Annotated in this window: 13 protein-coding genes; 5 read left to right on the top strand and 8 right to left on the bottom strand. The window is 49.3% G+C overall.

The genetic code is table 11. From position 1 onward, the window contains the following. Window positions 1-104: 104 nt before the first annotated feature. Window positions 105-1,061: a helix-turn-helix transcriptional regulator gene (locus J2Z65_RS21325; protein WP_167051838.1), complete on the top strand. Its 957-nt coding sequence runs from the start codon at window positions 105-107 to the stop codon at window positions 1,059-1,061. Here the strand turns inward: J2Z65_RS21325 and J2Z65_RS21320 are convergent. Then, a complete protein-coding gene (locus tag J2Z65_RS21320; RefSeq protein ID WP_167051837.1) occupies window positions 1,058-5,137 on the bottom strand; it encodes a sulfite reductase subunit alpha in 4,080 nt (1,359 codons plus the stop codon). The genes J2Z65_RS21325 and J2Z65_RS21320 overlap by 4 nt on opposite strands. Window positions 5,138-5,342: 205 nt before the next feature. Beyond that, window positions 5,343-5,753: a MarR family winged helix-turn-helix transcriptional regulator gene (locus tag J2Z65_RS21315; protein WP_167051836.1), complete on the bottom strand. Its 411-nt coding sequence runs from the start codon at window positions 5,751-5,753 to the stop codon at window positions 5,343-5,345. Window positions 5,754-5,907: 154 nt separating this feature from the next. Here J2Z65_RS21315 and J2Z65_RS21310 point away from each other — a divergent pair, with 154 nt between their 5' ends. Next, window positions 5,908-7,200 (top strand): arsenic transporter, encoded by a 1,293-nt coding sequence (locus J2Z65_RS21310; RefSeq protein WP_167051835.1) that lies wholly within the window; start codon window positions 5,908-5,910, stop codon window positions 7,198-7,200. Here the strand turns inward: J2Z65_RS21310 and J2Z65_RS21305 are convergent. The 5 genes from J2Z65_RS21305 to J2Z65_RS21285 form a co-directional block, all read right to left on the bottom strand. Continuing rightward, entirely contained in the window at window positions 7,197-7,523 is a 327-nt protein-coding gene (locus tag J2Z65_RS21305; RefSeq protein ID WP_167051834.1) for a YnfA family protein, read from the bottom strand. The genes J2Z65_RS21310 and J2Z65_RS21305 overlap by 4 nt on opposite strands. Window positions 7,524-7,857: 334 nt before the next feature. Next, window positions 7,858-8,583, bottom strand: coding sequence for an anti-sigma factor (locus tag J2Z65_RS21300; protein ID WP_167052125.1), 726 nt, complete (start codon window positions 8,581-8,583; stop codon window positions 7,858-7,860). 4 nt (window positions 8,584-8,587) lie between these two features. After that, on the bottom strand, window positions 8,588-9,154 hold the full coding sequence (locus J2Z65_RS21295; RefSeq protein ID WP_167051833.1) for a sigma-70 family RNA polymerase sigma factor: 567 nt from the start codon (window positions 9,152-9,154) through the stop codon (window positions 8,588-8,590). 152 nt (window positions 9,155-9,306) lie between these two features. Next, the gene (locus tag J2Z65_RS21290) at window positions 9,307-10,992 is read right to left on the bottom strand and encodes a hypothetical protein (protein ID WP_167051831.1); all 1,686 of its coding nucleotides are present in this window, start codon (window positions 10,990-10,992) and stop codon (window positions 9,307-9,309) included. A gap of 130 nt (window positions 10,993-11,122) precedes the next feature. Further along, window positions 11,123-11,740 carry a nitroreductase family protein gene (locus J2Z65_RS21285; protein ID WP_167051830.1) on the bottom strand — a complete coding sequence of 206 codons (618 nt, stop codon included), beginning with the start codon at window positions 11,738-11,740 and terminating at the stop codon, window positions 11,123-11,125. Window positions 11,741-11,975: 235 nt separating this feature from the next. On the opposite strand from J2Z65_RS21285, the gene ligD reads away from it, so the two are divergent. Continuing rightward, a complete protein-coding gene (ligD, locus tag J2Z65_RS21280; RefSeq protein ID WP_167051828.1) occupies window positions 11,976-12,860 on the top strand; it encodes a non-homologous end-joining DNA ligase in 885 nt (294 codons plus the stop codon). A gap of 21 nt (window positions 12,861-12,881) precedes the next feature. Here the strand turns inward: ligD and cls are convergent, their stop codons facing one another. After that, window positions 12,882-14,309, bottom strand: a complete 1,428-nt coding sequence (gene cls, locus J2Z65_RS21275) for a cardiolipin synthase (protein WP_167051826.1) — start codon at window positions 14,307-14,309, stop codon at window positions 12,882-12,884. Window positions 14,310-14,608: 299 nt separating this feature from the next. Here cls and J2Z65_RS21270 point away from each other — a divergent pair, with 299 nt between their 5' ends. Beyond that, window positions 14,609-16,204: a spore germination protein gene (locus J2Z65_RS21270; RefSeq protein ID WP_167052123.1), complete on the top strand. Its 1,596-nt coding sequence runs from the start codon at window positions 14,609-14,611 to the stop codon at window positions 16,202-16,204. Continuing rightward, on the top strand, window positions 16,191-17,363 hold the full coding sequence (locus J2Z65_RS21265; RefSeq protein WP_167051824.1) for a Ger(x)C family spore germination protein: 1,173 nt from the start codon (window positions 16,191-16,193) through the stop codon (window positions 17,361-17,363). Before J2Z65_RS21270 ends, J2Z65_RS21265 begins: the two co-directional genes overlap by 14 nt. Window positions 17,364-17,366 lie beyond the last annotated feature (3 nt).

The following is a 17,366-nucleotide window of genomic DNA, read 5'->3' as shown; positions in this document are numbered from 1 at the left end:
GCACTGAGATTAGGTTGCCTTCTTGATTTGAGATTGTCATACTTATTCGATCAGCTTATGATAGAGGGTAACGAAATTAACCAGATAGGCCACGGAGGATGACCATGACAGCCGATATATCCTATACCACCGAAGACATAGCGAAGCTTCTAAAAATCTCCAAACTAACAGTCTACGATCTCATTAAAAAAGGGGATTTGCCCGCCTATCGGGTTGGCAAACAGATGCGTGTAGACGCCTCGGACTTGGAGGCTTATAAAGCTCGCGCCAAAAGCGGCATGGTGAGTACATCCAGAACGGACAGTTTGGAAATGGCGCCTTCCATTCCTTCGCCGGGCGCAGCTCCCACTCCCAAACGCGCTCTTGTCATCACGGGACAGGATATCAGCTTGGACATTTTGGCCAAACATATCGAGAGAAAGGTCCCCCAAAGCAGACCTCTCCGCTCTTATGCAGGAAGCCTGGACAGCTTAATCGCCATGTATAGAGGCGAAACCGATATCGTAAGTACACATCTCTTGGACGGCGACACGGGAGAATATAATATTCCTTATGTTCGAAAAATACTGATCGGCTCTTCCTATGTTGTGATCAACCTCCTCTCAAGATCGGCAGGTCTCTATGTTCAACAGGGGAACCCCAAAAAACTCCAAGGCTGGTCCGACCTTCAGCAGAAGGGTCTTCGGCTGATTAACCGCGAAAAAGGGGCAGGTGCACGCGTTTTGCTGGATGAACAACTCCGTCTGCACGGCATTTCCTATCGGGATATGATCGGGTATGAGCAGGAGGAATCCAACCATATGGGCGTAGCGGGCAAAGTAGCCATCGGGGAAGGAGATTTCGGTGTAGGCATTGAGAAAGCCGCCTATATGGTTGGGGGCGTAGACTTCATTCCGCTCATTCAGGAGCGTGTCGATCTCGTCATGCTCAAGAAGCCGGAGAATCAGGAATGGTTGAAAGGCGTTGTGGATGTACTGCGCTCCGAAGCCTTCCATAACGAACTACGCCCCATCCAAGGATATGATCTATCCCAGACAGGGCGCATCTTATTTGAAACTTAATAGACGTCTTTCGCATACCTTTTGGTTCGCGACATCTCTTTCACATAGCTTTCCGTTTCACTTGAGCTCATGCCGCTATATTGCTGAATGATTTGCTTAAGCGTGGTGTCGACCTCTTTGGCCATGGTGCTGGCGTCTCCGCAAATATAGAAATGAGCGCCTTCCTTCAGCCATGCCCACAACTCTGCCCCATGCTCCAGCATGCGGTGTTGGACATAGATTTTCTCCGCCTGATCGCGGGAAAAAGCAGTGTCCAGCCGATGCAAATCCCCCTCATGCAGCATGGTCTCCAGCTCCTCCTTGAAGTAGAAATCGCACGCCGCACGCTGTTCACCGAAAATGAGCCAGTTCTTTCCTTTCGCCCCCAGCGCTCGACGCTCTTGTAGAAAGCCCCGAAACGGCCCGACTCCTGTACCCGGTCCGATCATGATCATCCCCGCATCCGGATCGGCCGGTGGTCTGAAGTGCGCCGTCTTTTGGATAAACAGCCCCACCTCCATTTCGCCATGAATGCGATCTGCCAAGAAACCGGAACAGACGCCAGTTCTCGGTTTGTCCTCCGTTTCATAACGAACGGTTGACACCGTAATATGAACCTCGTCAGGGTTCGCTTTGGGACTGGATGAAATGGAATACAGCCGCGGCTGCAACGGTTTAAGCACTTGCAGCAGTTCCTCTGCTGTGACAGCCACGCTCATCGGAAAAGCTTGCAGCACGTCAACCAGTTGACGTCCCCAGAGCCACTTTTTCATCTCCTGCTTATTCTTCAAAAGATTTCCGAGCGCCTCGCTCTTGGCACGCTCTTGAACAAATTCCAGCATCCCTGGTGTAACCCGGGAAATTTCGAAGTGACGTTGCAGCGCCTCGGCTATTGTCATTTGTCCTTTATCTTTGACATCTGCCTTTGTGGATGGATCCAGCTTGACAGCTTCCAAAATATCGGAAACGATCTGCGGATCATTCGTGGGCCACACACCAAGTACGTCCCCTGCCTCATAGCGCATCCCGCTGCCGGTGAGATCAAACACGTAATGACGAGTTTCTTTCTCAGAGCCCTCTCCGTTCAGAAGCCTACTCTTAGCAAGCCGGGCAGTTAATGGATGATTACGGTCATAGGTTTTACTCATCTCTGCAGGCATCGGCTCACTTAACTTCGACACGACAGCATTCATCCATGCTGCAGCCTGCTCCTCATAATCCGTGTCACAATCCACACGCCCGCTCAGGCGTTTAGCGCCAAGCTGTTCCAAGCGTGCATCCAGCGCGCGTCCGAAGCCGCAAAACAGATCATAGTTGGAATCCCCGAAGGCCAGTATGGAGTACCGCAAATCAGGCAACTGTGCCATGCCGCCATCTTTCAGCGACTGCCAGAAGCTTTCGCCGTTATCCGGCGGATCGCCGGCACCGAATGTGCTGACCAGGAAAAAGACAAAACGTTCAGAGATCAAGTCTGCCGCCCGGTAAGCATTCATACTCAGGAGGCGAACATTGTATCCGGCCGCTTGCAATTTCTGAGCGCATTGAATAGCGGCGCCTTCTGCATTTCCCGTTTGTGAGGCCCACAAAATCGTGACAGGCACTTTATCCGTCTCAGGTTGGGAGGATACCTTTGCTTCTGCTGCTTGCGGAATTTCCGCCGGTGCCGCCTCTACTTGCAGTGCAGCTGTTTCAGGAAGAAAGGTGCGGGAGAACATCCCCGCCAGCATGCCGTCAAGCCAATAACGCTTGGATTGCTCCAAAGGCGCCGTAGGAGGCAGGACAGGAATACCAGGCACCGGGCGCGACTCATCCGCTCTCAAACTGGTCAAAAATCCAGAGAGATACATCTTCTCGTGGTTATCCAACGTCATTACCGGAGATGATTGAATGCCTAACATCGCAGCAAGCGTATCGATAGGTGCCATTGTTGCCATCTTCACTTCCTCCTTCTGTTTAACTAGAGCAACAGCGCAAAACTTTAATTCCGGTTGAAACGATATCCCGTCAACAGCATCGCTCGTTACCTCATTGATGGCAAGTTTCTCTCCGAACACATCATTCCAATGAAAGGGAGCGAAGCAATTCCCCGGCCTTACGCGATCGGTAACAACTGCTGGGAGTATCGCCAGCCCGCGGCGCGAGCTAATTTCTATATGATCTTGATCCTTAATGCCAAGCGCCTCTGCATCTTCAGGATGAATTTCAATAAATGGACCGGGGTTCAGTTTGTTAAGCTTTGAAATTTTTCCCGTCTTCGTCATGGTGTGCCATTGATGCTGCAATCGTCCTGTATTCAGTACAAAAGGGAAGTCAGGGTCCGGCATTTCAGCCGGCGGCAAATACGGACGTGCAAGAAAGATTCCTTTGCCGTTCTCCGTAGCGAAAACGATGTGCGGATGACTGCCGTCCGGAAGTTCCTTCCGCTGTTGGCTAATCCCATCGTTCAAATACCGGATCGGATTGCGATCATTCTTGCTTCCCGGAGCAGCAGGCCACTGCATAGGGGTTTCACGCAGCCGTTCATAGGAAGCCCCCCGGATGTCATATCCGGTTTTGGGATTCCAAGCCCGTTGGATTTCCTGATATACCTCGGCGGATGACGTGTAAGTGAATCCAGTGGAATATCCCATCTCGCAAGCAACCCGGGCGATGATTTCCCAATCCGGCATGGCTTCACCTGGCGGCTCCACCGCCTTCTCCATCAGCGTCAAATTCCGCTCGGAGTTGATCATTACACCTTCACCCTCCGCCCATAGGGCGCCGGGCAACAGGATGTCGGCATATCGATTCGTCTCCGTCTCGAAGAAAGCATCCTGCACGATGACCAGCTCGGCGGCCTCCAAGCCTGCAATCACATTCTTCCGGTTAGGTACCGTAGCTACCGGATTCGTGCAAATAATCCAGCAGGCTTTGATATCCCCGGCCATCATGCTCTCGAACATCGACACGGTGCCCGAACCCGCCTCCGTCTTCAACGTGCCGCGCGGAATGTCCCACATGTCCTCAATGAAATCCCGGTCGGCTTGAACCAGCACCGATCGTTGTCCTGGCAATCCAGGTCCCATGTACCCCATTTCCCGGCCTCCCATCGCATTGGGTTGACCCGTGAGGGAAAAGGGACCGCTTCCGGGCCGGCATATTTTACCCGTTGCCAGATGCAGATTACAGATGGCATTGGTGTGCCACGTACCGTGGGTGCTCTGATTCAGCCCCATCGTCCAGCATGTCATCCATTCCGGCGACTCGCCGATCCATAATGCCGCTTTACGGATATCGGCCTCGGGAATGCCCGTAATTGCTGACACTTTGTCAGGCGTATAGTCCTCGAGAAAGGCTGGCATGGTGTCCCAACCAGATGTGAACTCCGTGATAAAAGCCGGATCGGTGTGACCGTTTATGACAAGCAAATGCAAGATCCCGTTCAGGAGCGCAAGATCCGTACCCGGCCTAATCTGCATAAAAAGATCTGCCTTCTCTGCCGTCGTATTGCGGCGGGGATCTACCACGATCAGTTTAGCTCCCGCTTTTACCCGATCCATCATGCGAAGAAAAAGAATGGGATGGCAATCGGCCATATTGGCGCCAATGACGAAAAATAAATCCGAGCGATCCATATCCTGATATGATCCCGGCGGACCGTCGGCCCCAAGCGACAGCTTGTAGCCGCTGCCTGCGCTAGCCATGCATAATCGGGAATTGGACTCGATGTTGTTCGTTCGAACGTAACCCTTGGCCAGCTTGTTAATCAGATATTGAGCTTCCAGCGACATTTGACCCGACACGTAGAAAGACAGGGCGTTCGGGCCATGCTTGTGGAGAATAGAGCGCAGCCGTCTTGCCGTTTCGCTAATGGCATCAGCCACCCCGATTTTGACGGGCTCTTTCCTACGCGACAGACGCTTATAAGCGTATTCCATGCGTCCAGACTCTGCGATAGCTTCAGCACAGGTGTTGCCCTTGGTGCACAGCCGGCCAAAATTGGTTGGATGTTCTTTATCTCCCGTCACCTTGAGCACGCGGTTTCCAGATACCTCAAGCACAATTCCGCAGCCAACTCCGCAATAGGGGCAGACGCTTTTCACTTTATTAGTTGTCATGTTGGTTCACCAGCGCTAACGTGCAGCCTGCACGAGTTGATTTGTCTAACCACGTAAGAAAAGTGACATGAATACAAACGAGTTATAACTATTTATAACAAAATATATATCGTACTGCGATAAAAATCAAGTGTTTATGTTAATTTAAGTAACATTAAAATTTTTAAATTTTAATAAACAATAAAATAAGTTCATTAATGTTATGTTATGTAACATCATTGTCATCAGGAAATTCCAAGAGCCCAATATTTTTGAGTTCATTCATATGAATCTCGGAAAGGTCCTCCAATATGCGCATGCCGGATTCAGACAATCGAACAAAGATGCTCCGGCCGTCATCCGGATTAGGCACCCGATACACCAATTGAAGCTGCTCGCAGCGGTTAATCAGTTCCACACAAGCATGCGGCGTAACTTGCAAACGTTCGGCAAGCTCTTTTGGCGTTGCATAGTCCCGCCCCGGAAACCCCATGATCGCCAGCATCAGCTGATGATATTGCGGTGTGAGCCCGTGCGCTCGTGCGGCCGACTCACTGAAATGAATAAACTTGCGAATCTGGTATCGAAATAACGCTAACTGCTCGTAGACTGCTTTCGGTAATCGTTCTTTTGACATGCGCTGCTCCTCGAAATTAAGATACATCATTTTAACATACTACTCCGTTATGTAGGTACGCCTTATCCCTTTAACCCGCATCTGTGATTTAAAGCATTGACAAATGATGTCGGAACTATGAAAATGTTGTAGAAATCCGACACAGGAGGAACACATGGCCTATTTAGCTGTCCTTATATTTTTACTTACCATTACCTTTGTCATCTGGCAGCCACGGGGACTTAATATTGGATACTCCGCTTCGGCAGGCGCCATATTGGCACTTCTTTTTCAAGTTGTTTCCCTACAAGATGTCGCTACAGTGACTGGGATCGTTTGGAATGCGACACTAGCTTTTGTCGGCATTATCTTGATCTCCCTCATCCTGGACAATATCGGCTTTTTTGAGTGGGCAGCCTTACATATGGCGCGCATGGCCAAAGGCAACGGTAAGCTCATGTTCATCTACGTCATCCTGCTGGGAGCCGCCGTTTCAGCCTTCTTTGCCAATGACGGCGCTGCGCTCATCTTGACGCCTATTGTTTTGGCTATGGTACGAGCCTTAAAATTTCCGGATAAAATGATTCTCCCCTTCATCATGGCAAGCGGTTTTATCGCTGATACAACCTCTATTCCATTTGTTGTCAGCAACTTAGTGAACATTGTTTCGGCTGACTTTTTCAGCATTGATTTCGCCACCTATGCCAGTCGAATGGTAGTCACAAGTCTTTTCTCATTAGGGGCAAGCTTGCTAGTGCTGTATCTTTATTTTAAAAAAGACGTCCCAGCTGTATACGATAGAGCTCATCTCAAAAAACCTTCGGAAGCCATCAAGGACATTGAGCTTTTCCGAATATCCTGGGTTATTCTAGGCATTCTCTTAGCCGCTTACCTAGCTAGCGGTTTTATTGAAATCCCGGTTTCGCTCATTGTGGGCCTCGCTGCGTTTATCTTTATCCTGCTCGCTCGTACCAGCAAGGTCGTTCAAACGAAACAGATTATCAAAGACGCCCCTTGGGCTATCGTGATCTTTTCAATCGGCATGTACGTTGTCGTATACGGTTTGAAAAACGCCGGCTTAACCGACGCATTAGGGAAGCTGATTGATGTCATTTCGGGGCAGGGGCTATTGGCCGCCTCCATGGGGATGGGGTTCCTTGCTGCTGTTCTCTCCTCGATTATGAATAATCTGCCGACGGTGATGATCGGTGCGCTTGCCATACAAGGCACTGGGACCGATGGCATCTTGAGAGAAGCTCTCATTTATGCCAATGTAATCGGCTCAGATTTGGGGCCTAAAATGACCCCGATCGGGTCACTCGCGACACTGCTCTGGCTCCATGTTTTATCCAAAAAAGGGGTGACCGTCACGTGGGGGACTTATTTTAGAATTGGTATTGTCCTTACGATTCCTACCTTGTTCATCACATTACTCGGTCTCTATCTATGGTTGAAGGTTATTGCCTAACTTCTCGGAGCCCATAACATAATGGAAACACCTATGACGCAGACAATAGCTCCGGTCCAGTCGTAGAGGTCTGGCGTTTTTTTATCGATTACCCAACCCCAAAGCACGGCAAGTATGATAAATACACCTCCATAGGCTGCGTATACCCTTCCAAACGAGGGGAAGCTCTGTAAGGTCGGAATGATCCCATACAAGATGAGGATCGCACTCCCTATCAGCCCGTACCACAGAGGCTTCGATTCACGCAGCCACAGCCAGACTAAATACCCCCCGCCAATTTCAGCAAGCCCCGCAGCAATAAAGATCAAAATCGCTATCAACATTCACATTCTCCTCTCCGCAAAAATTGCCACCACGGCTTCTCCTTCATGTTACGCCCATCATCTGAAATCTGCCCTGTCTTGTCAAGGGAATGGATTGGGGGTGCTCGGACAACAAAGGGGATGCTCCGCTTGCCTAGTACGTGCGTGAACAACTGAGCTCTGACGAGTGCCTAGATGCTTCTCCCCAAATACGGGAACTTCATTCCCTTATTCAGGAAAAAAGCAGAAATTCGAGGGCGGGAGGGGAACTACAGGGTCAAAATATAAAAAAAAGAACACCTCTGCCCCGTGAACTAACTCACAGGACAGCGTGTTCGCCCGCTTTCATTATCTACTAGGAGGTACCCAGTATCTTCTTCCCGCGCGGCTGCAGCCCGTTAGGATCGGGTTCGAGGGTGACGCCGAAGGAATCAATTTGGAAATCCTTCCCTTTCACCGGAATGCTGTAAGTCAGCACGCCCGTGCCCTTCTCATCAACTCTCAGCGTTCCGCAGTTATACCGCTTCCCGCTCCGATTGAACCAGACCTGGTAAGCTGAGTCCCCTGTTGTTTCCTGAAGGCCTTGCAAATTGATGACGACATTATGGACGTCGCCGTTCTGAAGCACCCATGCGGTTCCTGATGCTGTCGGCATCGAGCTTTCAACGGACTTTAATTGGAACGTACGCACGATTTCAGCAGGATCTCTTAGCCCAGGATTCGCTGAAAGCGTCGAATTTCTTGGTTGTTCATTCCACCAAATGCCCACGGCAAGCCCTAAGATGATGGCAGCAGTCAACCCATATACCCACTTGAATGAGCGTTTCTTCTTATGCTTAATCGCCTTAAGCTTAGGCGGCAGAATGGATTGCATCACTTGCTGTTTCAAATCCGGCGGCACTTCCACTTCTTCCATTTCAAAAGGAAGCGCCTGCCAAACCTCCTGCAGATCACTTAATTCTTCACGGCAGGTGACACAAGTTCGCAGATGCCGTTCGAAAGCCGCGCGCTCTAATTCCGTGCAATCGCCGGTCAAATAATTGACCAAGTACTGGCAGTCGACAGTTTCATGTTCTTTCATGACGTCATCCCTCCCTCAGTGATGTCAGATGCTTTCGAAGTATTTTTAAACATTGGTGCAATCGGCTCTTGATCGTGCCTAAAGGTTCGTTCGTTTGGTTCGCAATTTCACTTAAAGAATAACCCTGCCAATACATCATATCAATTAATTGAATTTGGCTCTCTGATAAATGCACATAGGCCTCGTGAATTTGCTCCCCGATCCATTTGCGAGATACGACGGATTCGGGGTCTGGGGCATCGGAAACGAACGAATGCTCCCATTCTCTGGGCTCAATGCGCACCACTTGTTCAAGTCTGCGCTTCTTCCGCAAATAATCGATCGTTATATTCCGCGTAACCGTAATGATCCAATTGACAAACCCGCCTTTGCTGGCGTCGTAGCCTTTCTCCGTCGTCCAAAGACGCGTAAAAACAAGCTGAACAATTTCTCTGGCCGCCTGTTCTTCCTTCAAAGATTTCAGCGCAAATGAATACACAAGCTTCGCATAACGATCGTAAAGCTCTTCCAAAGCAGGATGGTGTTTACCCAAGACCAACTTCATGAGCTCCGCATCTGTTCGATTTCGCATATTCGGCACACTCCGAGTCGAAATAAAGTTAATACTACTACCTTATCTCCCGCGTGATGTCTTGGCAATAGATTTATAGAAAAAGAAAGCCCCGGTACAGGCTGAACCTACCAGCATGCCGGAGCGCGTTAATTTATGGAACTGTACGGCTTTTATTGTCTTGCTTCGGTATGCGACGGATCGAGAACGAACCAGACTTTACCAACATTTTGCCCTGTCGTTTCGCCTGGAAGATGATCTTTCACCCAGTAGTAAAGCGGCCAGCCTTTGTAGGTGCTCTGTTTCTTTCCATCGTTTCGGGTAAGAACGCCGAAATCGCTTGCCGTAAGGTCCGCTGAAACTGTCAAATTCTCGTCATAAAAGATAGGCCAGTTTACTAAACATGGGCCCACACAGGAATTAGGATCAGCTTTATCTTTGGTAAACAAGTACAAAGCCATGCCGTTTTGATCCACCAAATAAGTGCCGAGCGCATCGGATTTGCTTGTTTTTACAGAGGCATTCACTGCTTTTGTCCCGCTGAATTTCGCAGGATCTACTACGTACCAGACGTGACCGACGTCCTGCCCTGTGGTGTCGCCCATTTTCTTATCATCCACCCAGTAGTAAAGCGGGAAGCCTTTGTAAGTCGTTTGCAGACTGCCATCCGCGCGAACCAATGTGCCGAAATCGGCTGAGTTTACTCCAGTTGGGGCTGAAATCGCTGCCGAGTAGAAGACAGGCCATTTCTCCAAGCATTTGCCGGAACAATTGCTTACGCCTTTCGTGTCTTTATCATAGTAATACAGGGCCATGCCGCTCGCATCCGTCAAATAATTGCCGAGATCGGGCTTGGTTCCGATTGCGATGCCGCCATTAGAAGGCTTAATAACGAACCAAACTTTGCCCACGTTATCGCCGACAGTGTCTCCCGGCTTCTGATCCTTCGCAAAGTAATACAGCGGCCACCCTTTATAAGTGAGTTGATCCTTGCCGTCAGCCCGTGTGAACACGTTGAAGTCTGCAGCGCTAAATTCAGCGGGAACTGTAAAATTGTTGGCATTGAAGATTGGCCAATTTGCCAGACACGAATCTACACAAGAATTAACGTCAGCTGCGTCTTTTGTAAAATAGTACAAAGTCATGCCTTTGGCATCCGTTAAATAACTGCCTAGCGCATCGCTCTGCTTCAAGTCAAGAGCCGGGCTATCGAGTACGTTAAGCTTACTTGCACTGATTTTGCCCTTTTCGCTCAAGTCGGCAGCTAACGTCTTGGCCGTCCCTTTGATTGGCGCCTTGAGCGCCTCAAGCGTTGCTGTGGCGATATGTAGGTTCTTGAATGACTTTATGCCCGCAATCTTGGACAAGCCATTTTTCGCTGCAAATGCAAGGACATCATCGTACTGGAAGTCGGAGCCTTGCCCGTACCCTAGCGATTCCAACAAAACTTTGTAGTACTGCTGCGCAGTAATACCTGCCATGGGTTCGAAGGTATCGTCCCCTGTTCCTTGCCATCCAAGAGCAGGATGCGCTTTCAAATAACCAAGAATCGCTTGGTTATCTTTTGAAACTCCGCTTGCGTCCTTGAAATTCGCAGTCCCATTGTAAGCCAGCGCCTCGGACTCCAGACCTTTTAACCGCAGAGACATAACCGCTGCTTGCAGTCTAGTGGTCGATTTATTCAAATACTCTGCAGTCAGTCCACTGCCGTCCCCTTGCAGGATGCCCAGATCCCCGGCGATATCCGCTTCGGATTTCACATTCAGCGGTTCAGCCGCCACGGCGGATACAGCCGTTATGCCTGCCGCAATTCCCATGAATACAAGGGAAGATACGATTACTTTTTTAACATTGATCATGCGTGATGAGTCCTCCTTAATGGTTTGTACTTAAGGTAACGACGAGGAGACCCGGGCGGTTTGCTTATTTTTAAAAAAATAAAAAAACCCTCCACTGTCTTCTGACAATGAAGGGGCCTGCTAGCAACGATTAGATAAATCTCACACGATCTTCAAGGGATTGAAACTCTTTGTCGCCAGGAACAAAGGTTGGTTTGCCGAAAGGCATTTGTGCAATTAGCTTCCACTCGCTTGGAATATTCCATGTTTGGGCAACTTCATCGTTAATCAGCGGGTTGTAGTGCTGTAAGGATGCTCCAAGACCTTCTTGCTCAAGCGCCGTCCAAATGACGAGCTGCAGCATGCCAGAAGATTGGTTGGACCAAATAGGGAAGTTTTCTGCATAAGCAGCGAACTGAGCTTGAAGACCTTCCACAACGGATTGATCTTCGAAGAAAAGAACAGTGCCGGAACCATTGCTGAAACCGTTAATTCTTTCTTCTGTTGGCGCAAAGCTGCCTGCTGGTACGATTTTTCTCAACGTTTCTTTGGTGATGCTCCATAATTTATCGGATTGATCACCGAACAAGACAACTACTCTAGCGCTTTGTGAGTTAAAAGCGGAAGGTGTATGTTTCACAGCCTCGTTCACAATCTCTTGAATGCGTTCATTGGAAATGACTGTACCTTTGCTTAGTCCATAGTACGTACGTCTTTCTTTTACAGCCATCAGGAATGCATTGCTTTTTTCTACCGCGTTGTTACTCATATAAATTCTCCTCCATTACATGTGGGTTTAGTATACATATTATAAAAACAGTTCAATAACAAAAAAGTAATTACTATCACTTAGCATGTTACTTACTATTTGTTATTTACTTTTATTATTATGATTTATTCCTCGGGTTTTGTCAACCACTTAGGACTTTCAATCGCCGTAAAAGTTTGAGAACCTGTCCGCCAGGGAATAATTTAATTAAATAACGTGCAGGAGGAACAGTCCCATGGCGGTTACATCCAAAGGAACATTGCTTGTGGAAGGACATGAATTGACGATCACCAATCCGAATAAGCTTTTGTGGCCCGAAGCCGGCATAACGAAAGCCGATTATCTTTCCAAATTATCCGAGCTGTCTCCTTATTTGCTGCGTTACTGCCGCAACCGGCACTTAACGACCATCCGCTTCCCTAACGGCTATGATCAAAAGTCTTTTTACCAAAAAAATGCCCCCGATCCGGTACCCGCCTTTGTGAAGCTGGCTCCGCTCGATGGCATTAATTACATCAATCTGGATTCCTTGCCTACTCTGCTTTGGCTGGGCAATCTGGCTTGTTTGGAATTTCATCCTTCCTTTCACCGCATTGGCGACACGCTGCCGGCGGAATGGGTGATCGATATCGACCCCACGTTGGAGGAAGAGCCGCGCATCATGGAAGCTGCTCACATTATCGGCGAAGTGCTGGACTCCCTGCATATTCAGTCCATCGCCAAAACTTCAGGCGCCACAGGCGTCCAAATTTACATCCCGATCCAACCAGGCTATACGTTTGAGCAGCTGCGGAAAATCGGTTATTTCATCGCGTCCTATGTCGTCAAAATCTACCCAAATCTGTTTACGATCGAACGATTCAAGAAAAATCGCGGAGATAAAATCTATATCGACTACCTCCAGCACTGGTATGGAAAAACGCTATCCGCTCCCTACACCCCACGCGCCAAAAAAGACGCCTCCGTCTCCACTCCCCTGTTATGGAAAGAGGTTGAGCTGCGCCCTAGTCCTCGTGAATTCAATTTACATACAGTTCTTGACCGGTTACGGAAGTATGGCGACCTGATTGAAGGGGTTCCCCTTCAAAATTTGGATGCTATTTTAACCCGTCTCCATTAGTCGCACTACACAGAACTATCATCAAAATAAAGGAGATAACAGCCGCGCCACCACTTCCTTTATCTTCTCCACCCGCGATCTTTGCTCAAATTCGGATAATTTCAGCTCCTTGCATCCCTTTAGGTCCATGAGAAAATCCGCCTCCAGGCGATCGATCACATCCCGATTAAACATAACTGCGTTCAATTCAAAGTTGCTGAAAAAGCTGCGCATATCCACATTGGCCGTCCCTACGGTAGCCATAATATGATCGATGATCATCACCTTGGCATGCATGAATCCCTCGTGATACAAATAGAACTGTACCCCGGCCTGCATAAGCTCCAGCAAGTAGGAGCGGGATGCATACTGTACGATGCGGGAGTCTGCTTTGTACGGAAGAATGATGCGAACATCGACGCCGCTGATCACAGCGGTTTTGAGCGCCATGGTAATGCTGGCATCCGGAATAAAATAAGGCGTCGTCATGTAGATACGCTTCTTGGCCGCAACAATACCTGCAAAGAACATCTCCTGAATCGCATCCCAGTACGCATCCGGGCCGCTGGAAATGACCTGCACCAAAGATGACCTCGGCTCGTCATGCTCAGGAAACAGCGAATTGTCGGCCAATCGCTCGCTGCTAACAAACAACCAGTCGGTCATAAAAGTCTGCTGCAAATAATACACCGAATCGCCATGCAGCTGAAGATGCGTATCCCGCCAGAAGCCAAGCTTAGGATCGCCTCCCAGATATTCATTCCCGATGTTGATGCCGCCAACAAAGCCAACCAGCCCGTCAATGACGATGATTTTACGATGATTGCGATAGTTCATTCGTTTATCGAAAAACGCGATCAGCGGTCTAAGAAAGGGATAGATCTCAATCCCAGCTTGTTTACATCTGTTTATGTATGCTTTCGAAAGCGAATAAGAGCCGATCCCGTCATAAATGACTCGTACCTTAACCCCTTCCATCGCTTTGCGAATGAGCGCTTCTTGAAATCTCATTCCCGTTTCATCATGCCGAATCGTATAAAATTCAAAATGGATATGCTCCGTTGCCTTCTCTATCGCCTTCAGCATCGCCTCATAGGTGACATCTGCGTTCCTCAGCACCTCCACCCGATTATTCGGCGAAATGGCCGAGCCGGGAATGTTGTGCAGCATCCCGCACAGCCGCGAATCCTCATAAAGCTGATATCTCTGTTCTTTTCCCTCTTGAGTATGGCTTTCCAAGTCCATCCATTGATGTCTGTTTTCTTCGCTTTTACGGCGTCCTCTGCGTTTTACAATCTTACGCTGAGAGTATTCTTTCGCCAGGAAATAATACATGATGAAGCCGATAATTGGAAAAATAAACAAAACGACCAACCAAGCCACCGTCTTGGCTGGTCGCTTGTACTCGCCGATGAGTATCGTGGCCGTCTGAAAAATGAATAAAAGCAGTACACATACAACCCAAATCATGAGCCACATCCCCTCTTCCGCCCAAGGTGCTTAACAGCCTCCCCCTCCTTGTCACGTTAGCTTTTGTTAAAGATTTCACGGTTATACTCACCTGTCTCCGAAGGCAGTCCCAATAAAATTTTCCAACTTTCGTAATAAAATCCTTCATTTCGCAGAGAATAATAAACGCATTCCTACGATCTTCATTCCGCTGCCGGGCAGGAGGTGCCATTTGCATGGTCAAGACATCCAATCCATTGTTGAAAAGTATCCTGCGTAAACGTACATCAAACAAGCAGGACGATACCAGTGGTGAACAAATGGGACTTCAAGATTCACTGGACTATCAATTCATCGAAGAGCTGAAGAAAACGGAACTTTCTCTTCTATTGGATGATAATCATTCTTTCATCAAGGCGATTTTCCGAGAATGCTCCGATGTGGTTGTCCGTGAATTCGAAATAGAGCCGAACATTCCCGCTCTGGTGCTTTTCGTTGATGGACTTACGAACACCCAACTGCTTAATGACACGATGAAATCGCTCATGCTGCTTGGCGGAGGCGAAACCGCCATCGAGCGAATTGTGGGCACGATTCTACCTGTCTCCCAAACACAGATCTCCGATAATTACGGAGACCTGCTCGTATCCGTGCTTGGCGGGGATGCCGCTCTGCTCGTCGAGGGCAATGCCAAAGCCATCCTGCTGGGCATACGCGGGACAGAGAAGCGCTCCGTGGCAGAGCCTGAGACGGAAACGGTCGTACGCGGACCGAAGGAAGGATTCGTGGAGAGCATCCGCACGAACACCTCGATGATCCGCCGCAAGCTCAAGACGCCGAGACTTAAAATGAAATCCTTGTGCATCGGCAAAGAGAGCAACACCAATATCGTCGTCTGCTATATGGATGACCTCGCCATGCCCTCCCTGGTCGAGGAGGTGGTCAAACGGCTCGAGCTCATCAAGATCGACGCCATCTTGGAGTCCGGCATGATTGAAGAATTAATTCAGGACAATGCATACTCTCCCTTTCCGCAAATGCAGTATACCGAGCGGCCTGATGTCGTGGCCGGGGCGCTGCTGCAGGGACGGGTGGCTATCCTCACGGATGGTACGCCATTTGCGCTCATCGTCCCCTTCGTTTTTATCCAAACGATGCAAACGAGCGAAGACTACTACGAGCGCTTCCAAATCGGTTCTCTCTTGCGGATGCTTCGTTACGTTTTCGTTTTTTTATCGCTGACGACGCCCGCATTATACGTCGCTATCACGACGTACCATCAAGAACTACTACCGACCACGCTGATGCTGAGCGTTGCTGCATCAAGGGAAGCCATCCCGTTTCCAGCTGTGGTTGAAGCGTTCATCATGGAGATTACGTTCGAGGCTCTACGGGAAGCCGGCATCCGCTTACCCAAAGCGGTTGGCTCCGCGGTTTCCATCCTAGGCGCACTGGTCGTGGGGCAGGCAGCTGTGCAGGCCGGTATCGTTTCGGCGCCTATGGTTATCGTTGTTTCGATAACCGGGATCGCCTCCTTTACCATCCCGCGCTTTAACGGCGCCATCGCCATTCGCATGCTGCGTTTCCCCATTCTCATGGCGGGGTCGCTGTTCGGCTTCTATGGCATCTTCTTCTCGCTCATGATTCTGATTGGGCATATGGCGAATCTGCGCTCCTTCGGGGTTCCCTACCTGTCACCGCTCGGTCCTTTATCTTCCGGGGATATCAAGGATGTCTTCGTTCGCGCGCCCTGGTGGCAGCTGGAGAAACGTCCGGAATTCATGCCGGTTCAAGACGCGCAGCGCATGGATGATAAGCTTTCCCAGCAAATTATGCAGGACGGAGGCCTAGACGGAAGCTCCATTGATCATAAGCATCGTTCCAGCGAGGAGGGAAATGAGAATGGTTCATCCTAAGCGGCTAGGCGTGCTCACACTGCTGATTGCCCTCTTGCCAATTTGCCTGACTGGCTGCTGGGACCGAACGGAAACCAACGATATCGCATTCGTCTTAACGTCCTCCGTCGATCTGGAGGATGACGGCAAATACCGTGTGTCCTATTTGCTGCCTCTACCTGGCTCCATGGGAGGAGCAAGCGGTGGGGGCGGCGGTACGGCCGGTGGCAAGAGTTACTACATCGACTCGGATGTCGGGAAGACGATGCGCGAAGCTACAAACAAGCTGCAGATGCGCCTATCGCGCCGCTTGTTTCTCTCTCACCGGAGAACCGTCGTACTCGGGGAGAAGCTCGCCAAGCAGGGCATCGGCGTATTGTTCGACACGGTCCCCCGTTCCCCCGAGAGCAGGATGACATCCTTCCTGGTCATAACCAAAGGCAAGGGCTATGACCTCCTGAACACCGAGCCCAAGTTTGAACGGTTCCCGGCTGAAGTCATTCGCGAGCTAACAAAGTCTCGGCAGTCTATGGCTACTTCCACTAAGGATATTGGCATGACCTTGAGCTTCAATAGTGATCCAATTTTGACATTTCTGGAACCTAAAGAATCTCAGGCCGCCAAGGAGCCATCCCATGAAATCCAAATGATCGGCTATGGACAGTTTAAAGGCGACCGTCTGGTTGGCATTTACACGAATAAAGAAGCAGAGGGGCTCATGTGGCTCAGAAATCAAGTCAAAGAACATCTGCTTACTTTTCCCGTAGATGATAGCCATGAGATTTCCATCCTTGTGACCAAAGGGCAAACCAAAATCAAACCGCAGCTTCAGAAAGATAAAGTTATCTTCGACGTAATCGTCGACGCGAGCGGCGCCGTTCGTGAGGATTTATCAATGGTCGATCTGAGTAAAGCCGACGTGATGCAGAATGTTGAGAAAAAGTTATCGCAGCAAATCAACAAGTCCATCCAAGCGACTATTAAGCAGATGCAAAAGGCAGGAACAGATTCTGCCCAGCTTGGTTTAATCATTTGGAGAAGCCAACCGAATGAGTGGTACAAGCGCATAGAAGCGAATTGGGAAAGTTATTTCAAAAACGCTGAATTCCGTATTCATGTCAACACCTCCATACCGGAAACCGGTCTGATCAACAAAAATGTTATCAACGAGGAGATGTAAAAC

The organism is Paenibacillus aceris, from assembly GCF_017874035.1.
Classification (GTDB): domain Bacteria; phylum Bacillota; class Bacilli; order Paenibacillales; family NBRC-103111; genus Paenibacillus_E; species Paenibacillus_E aceris.
This window is presented reverse-complemented; position numbering and strand designations above follow the sequence as displayed.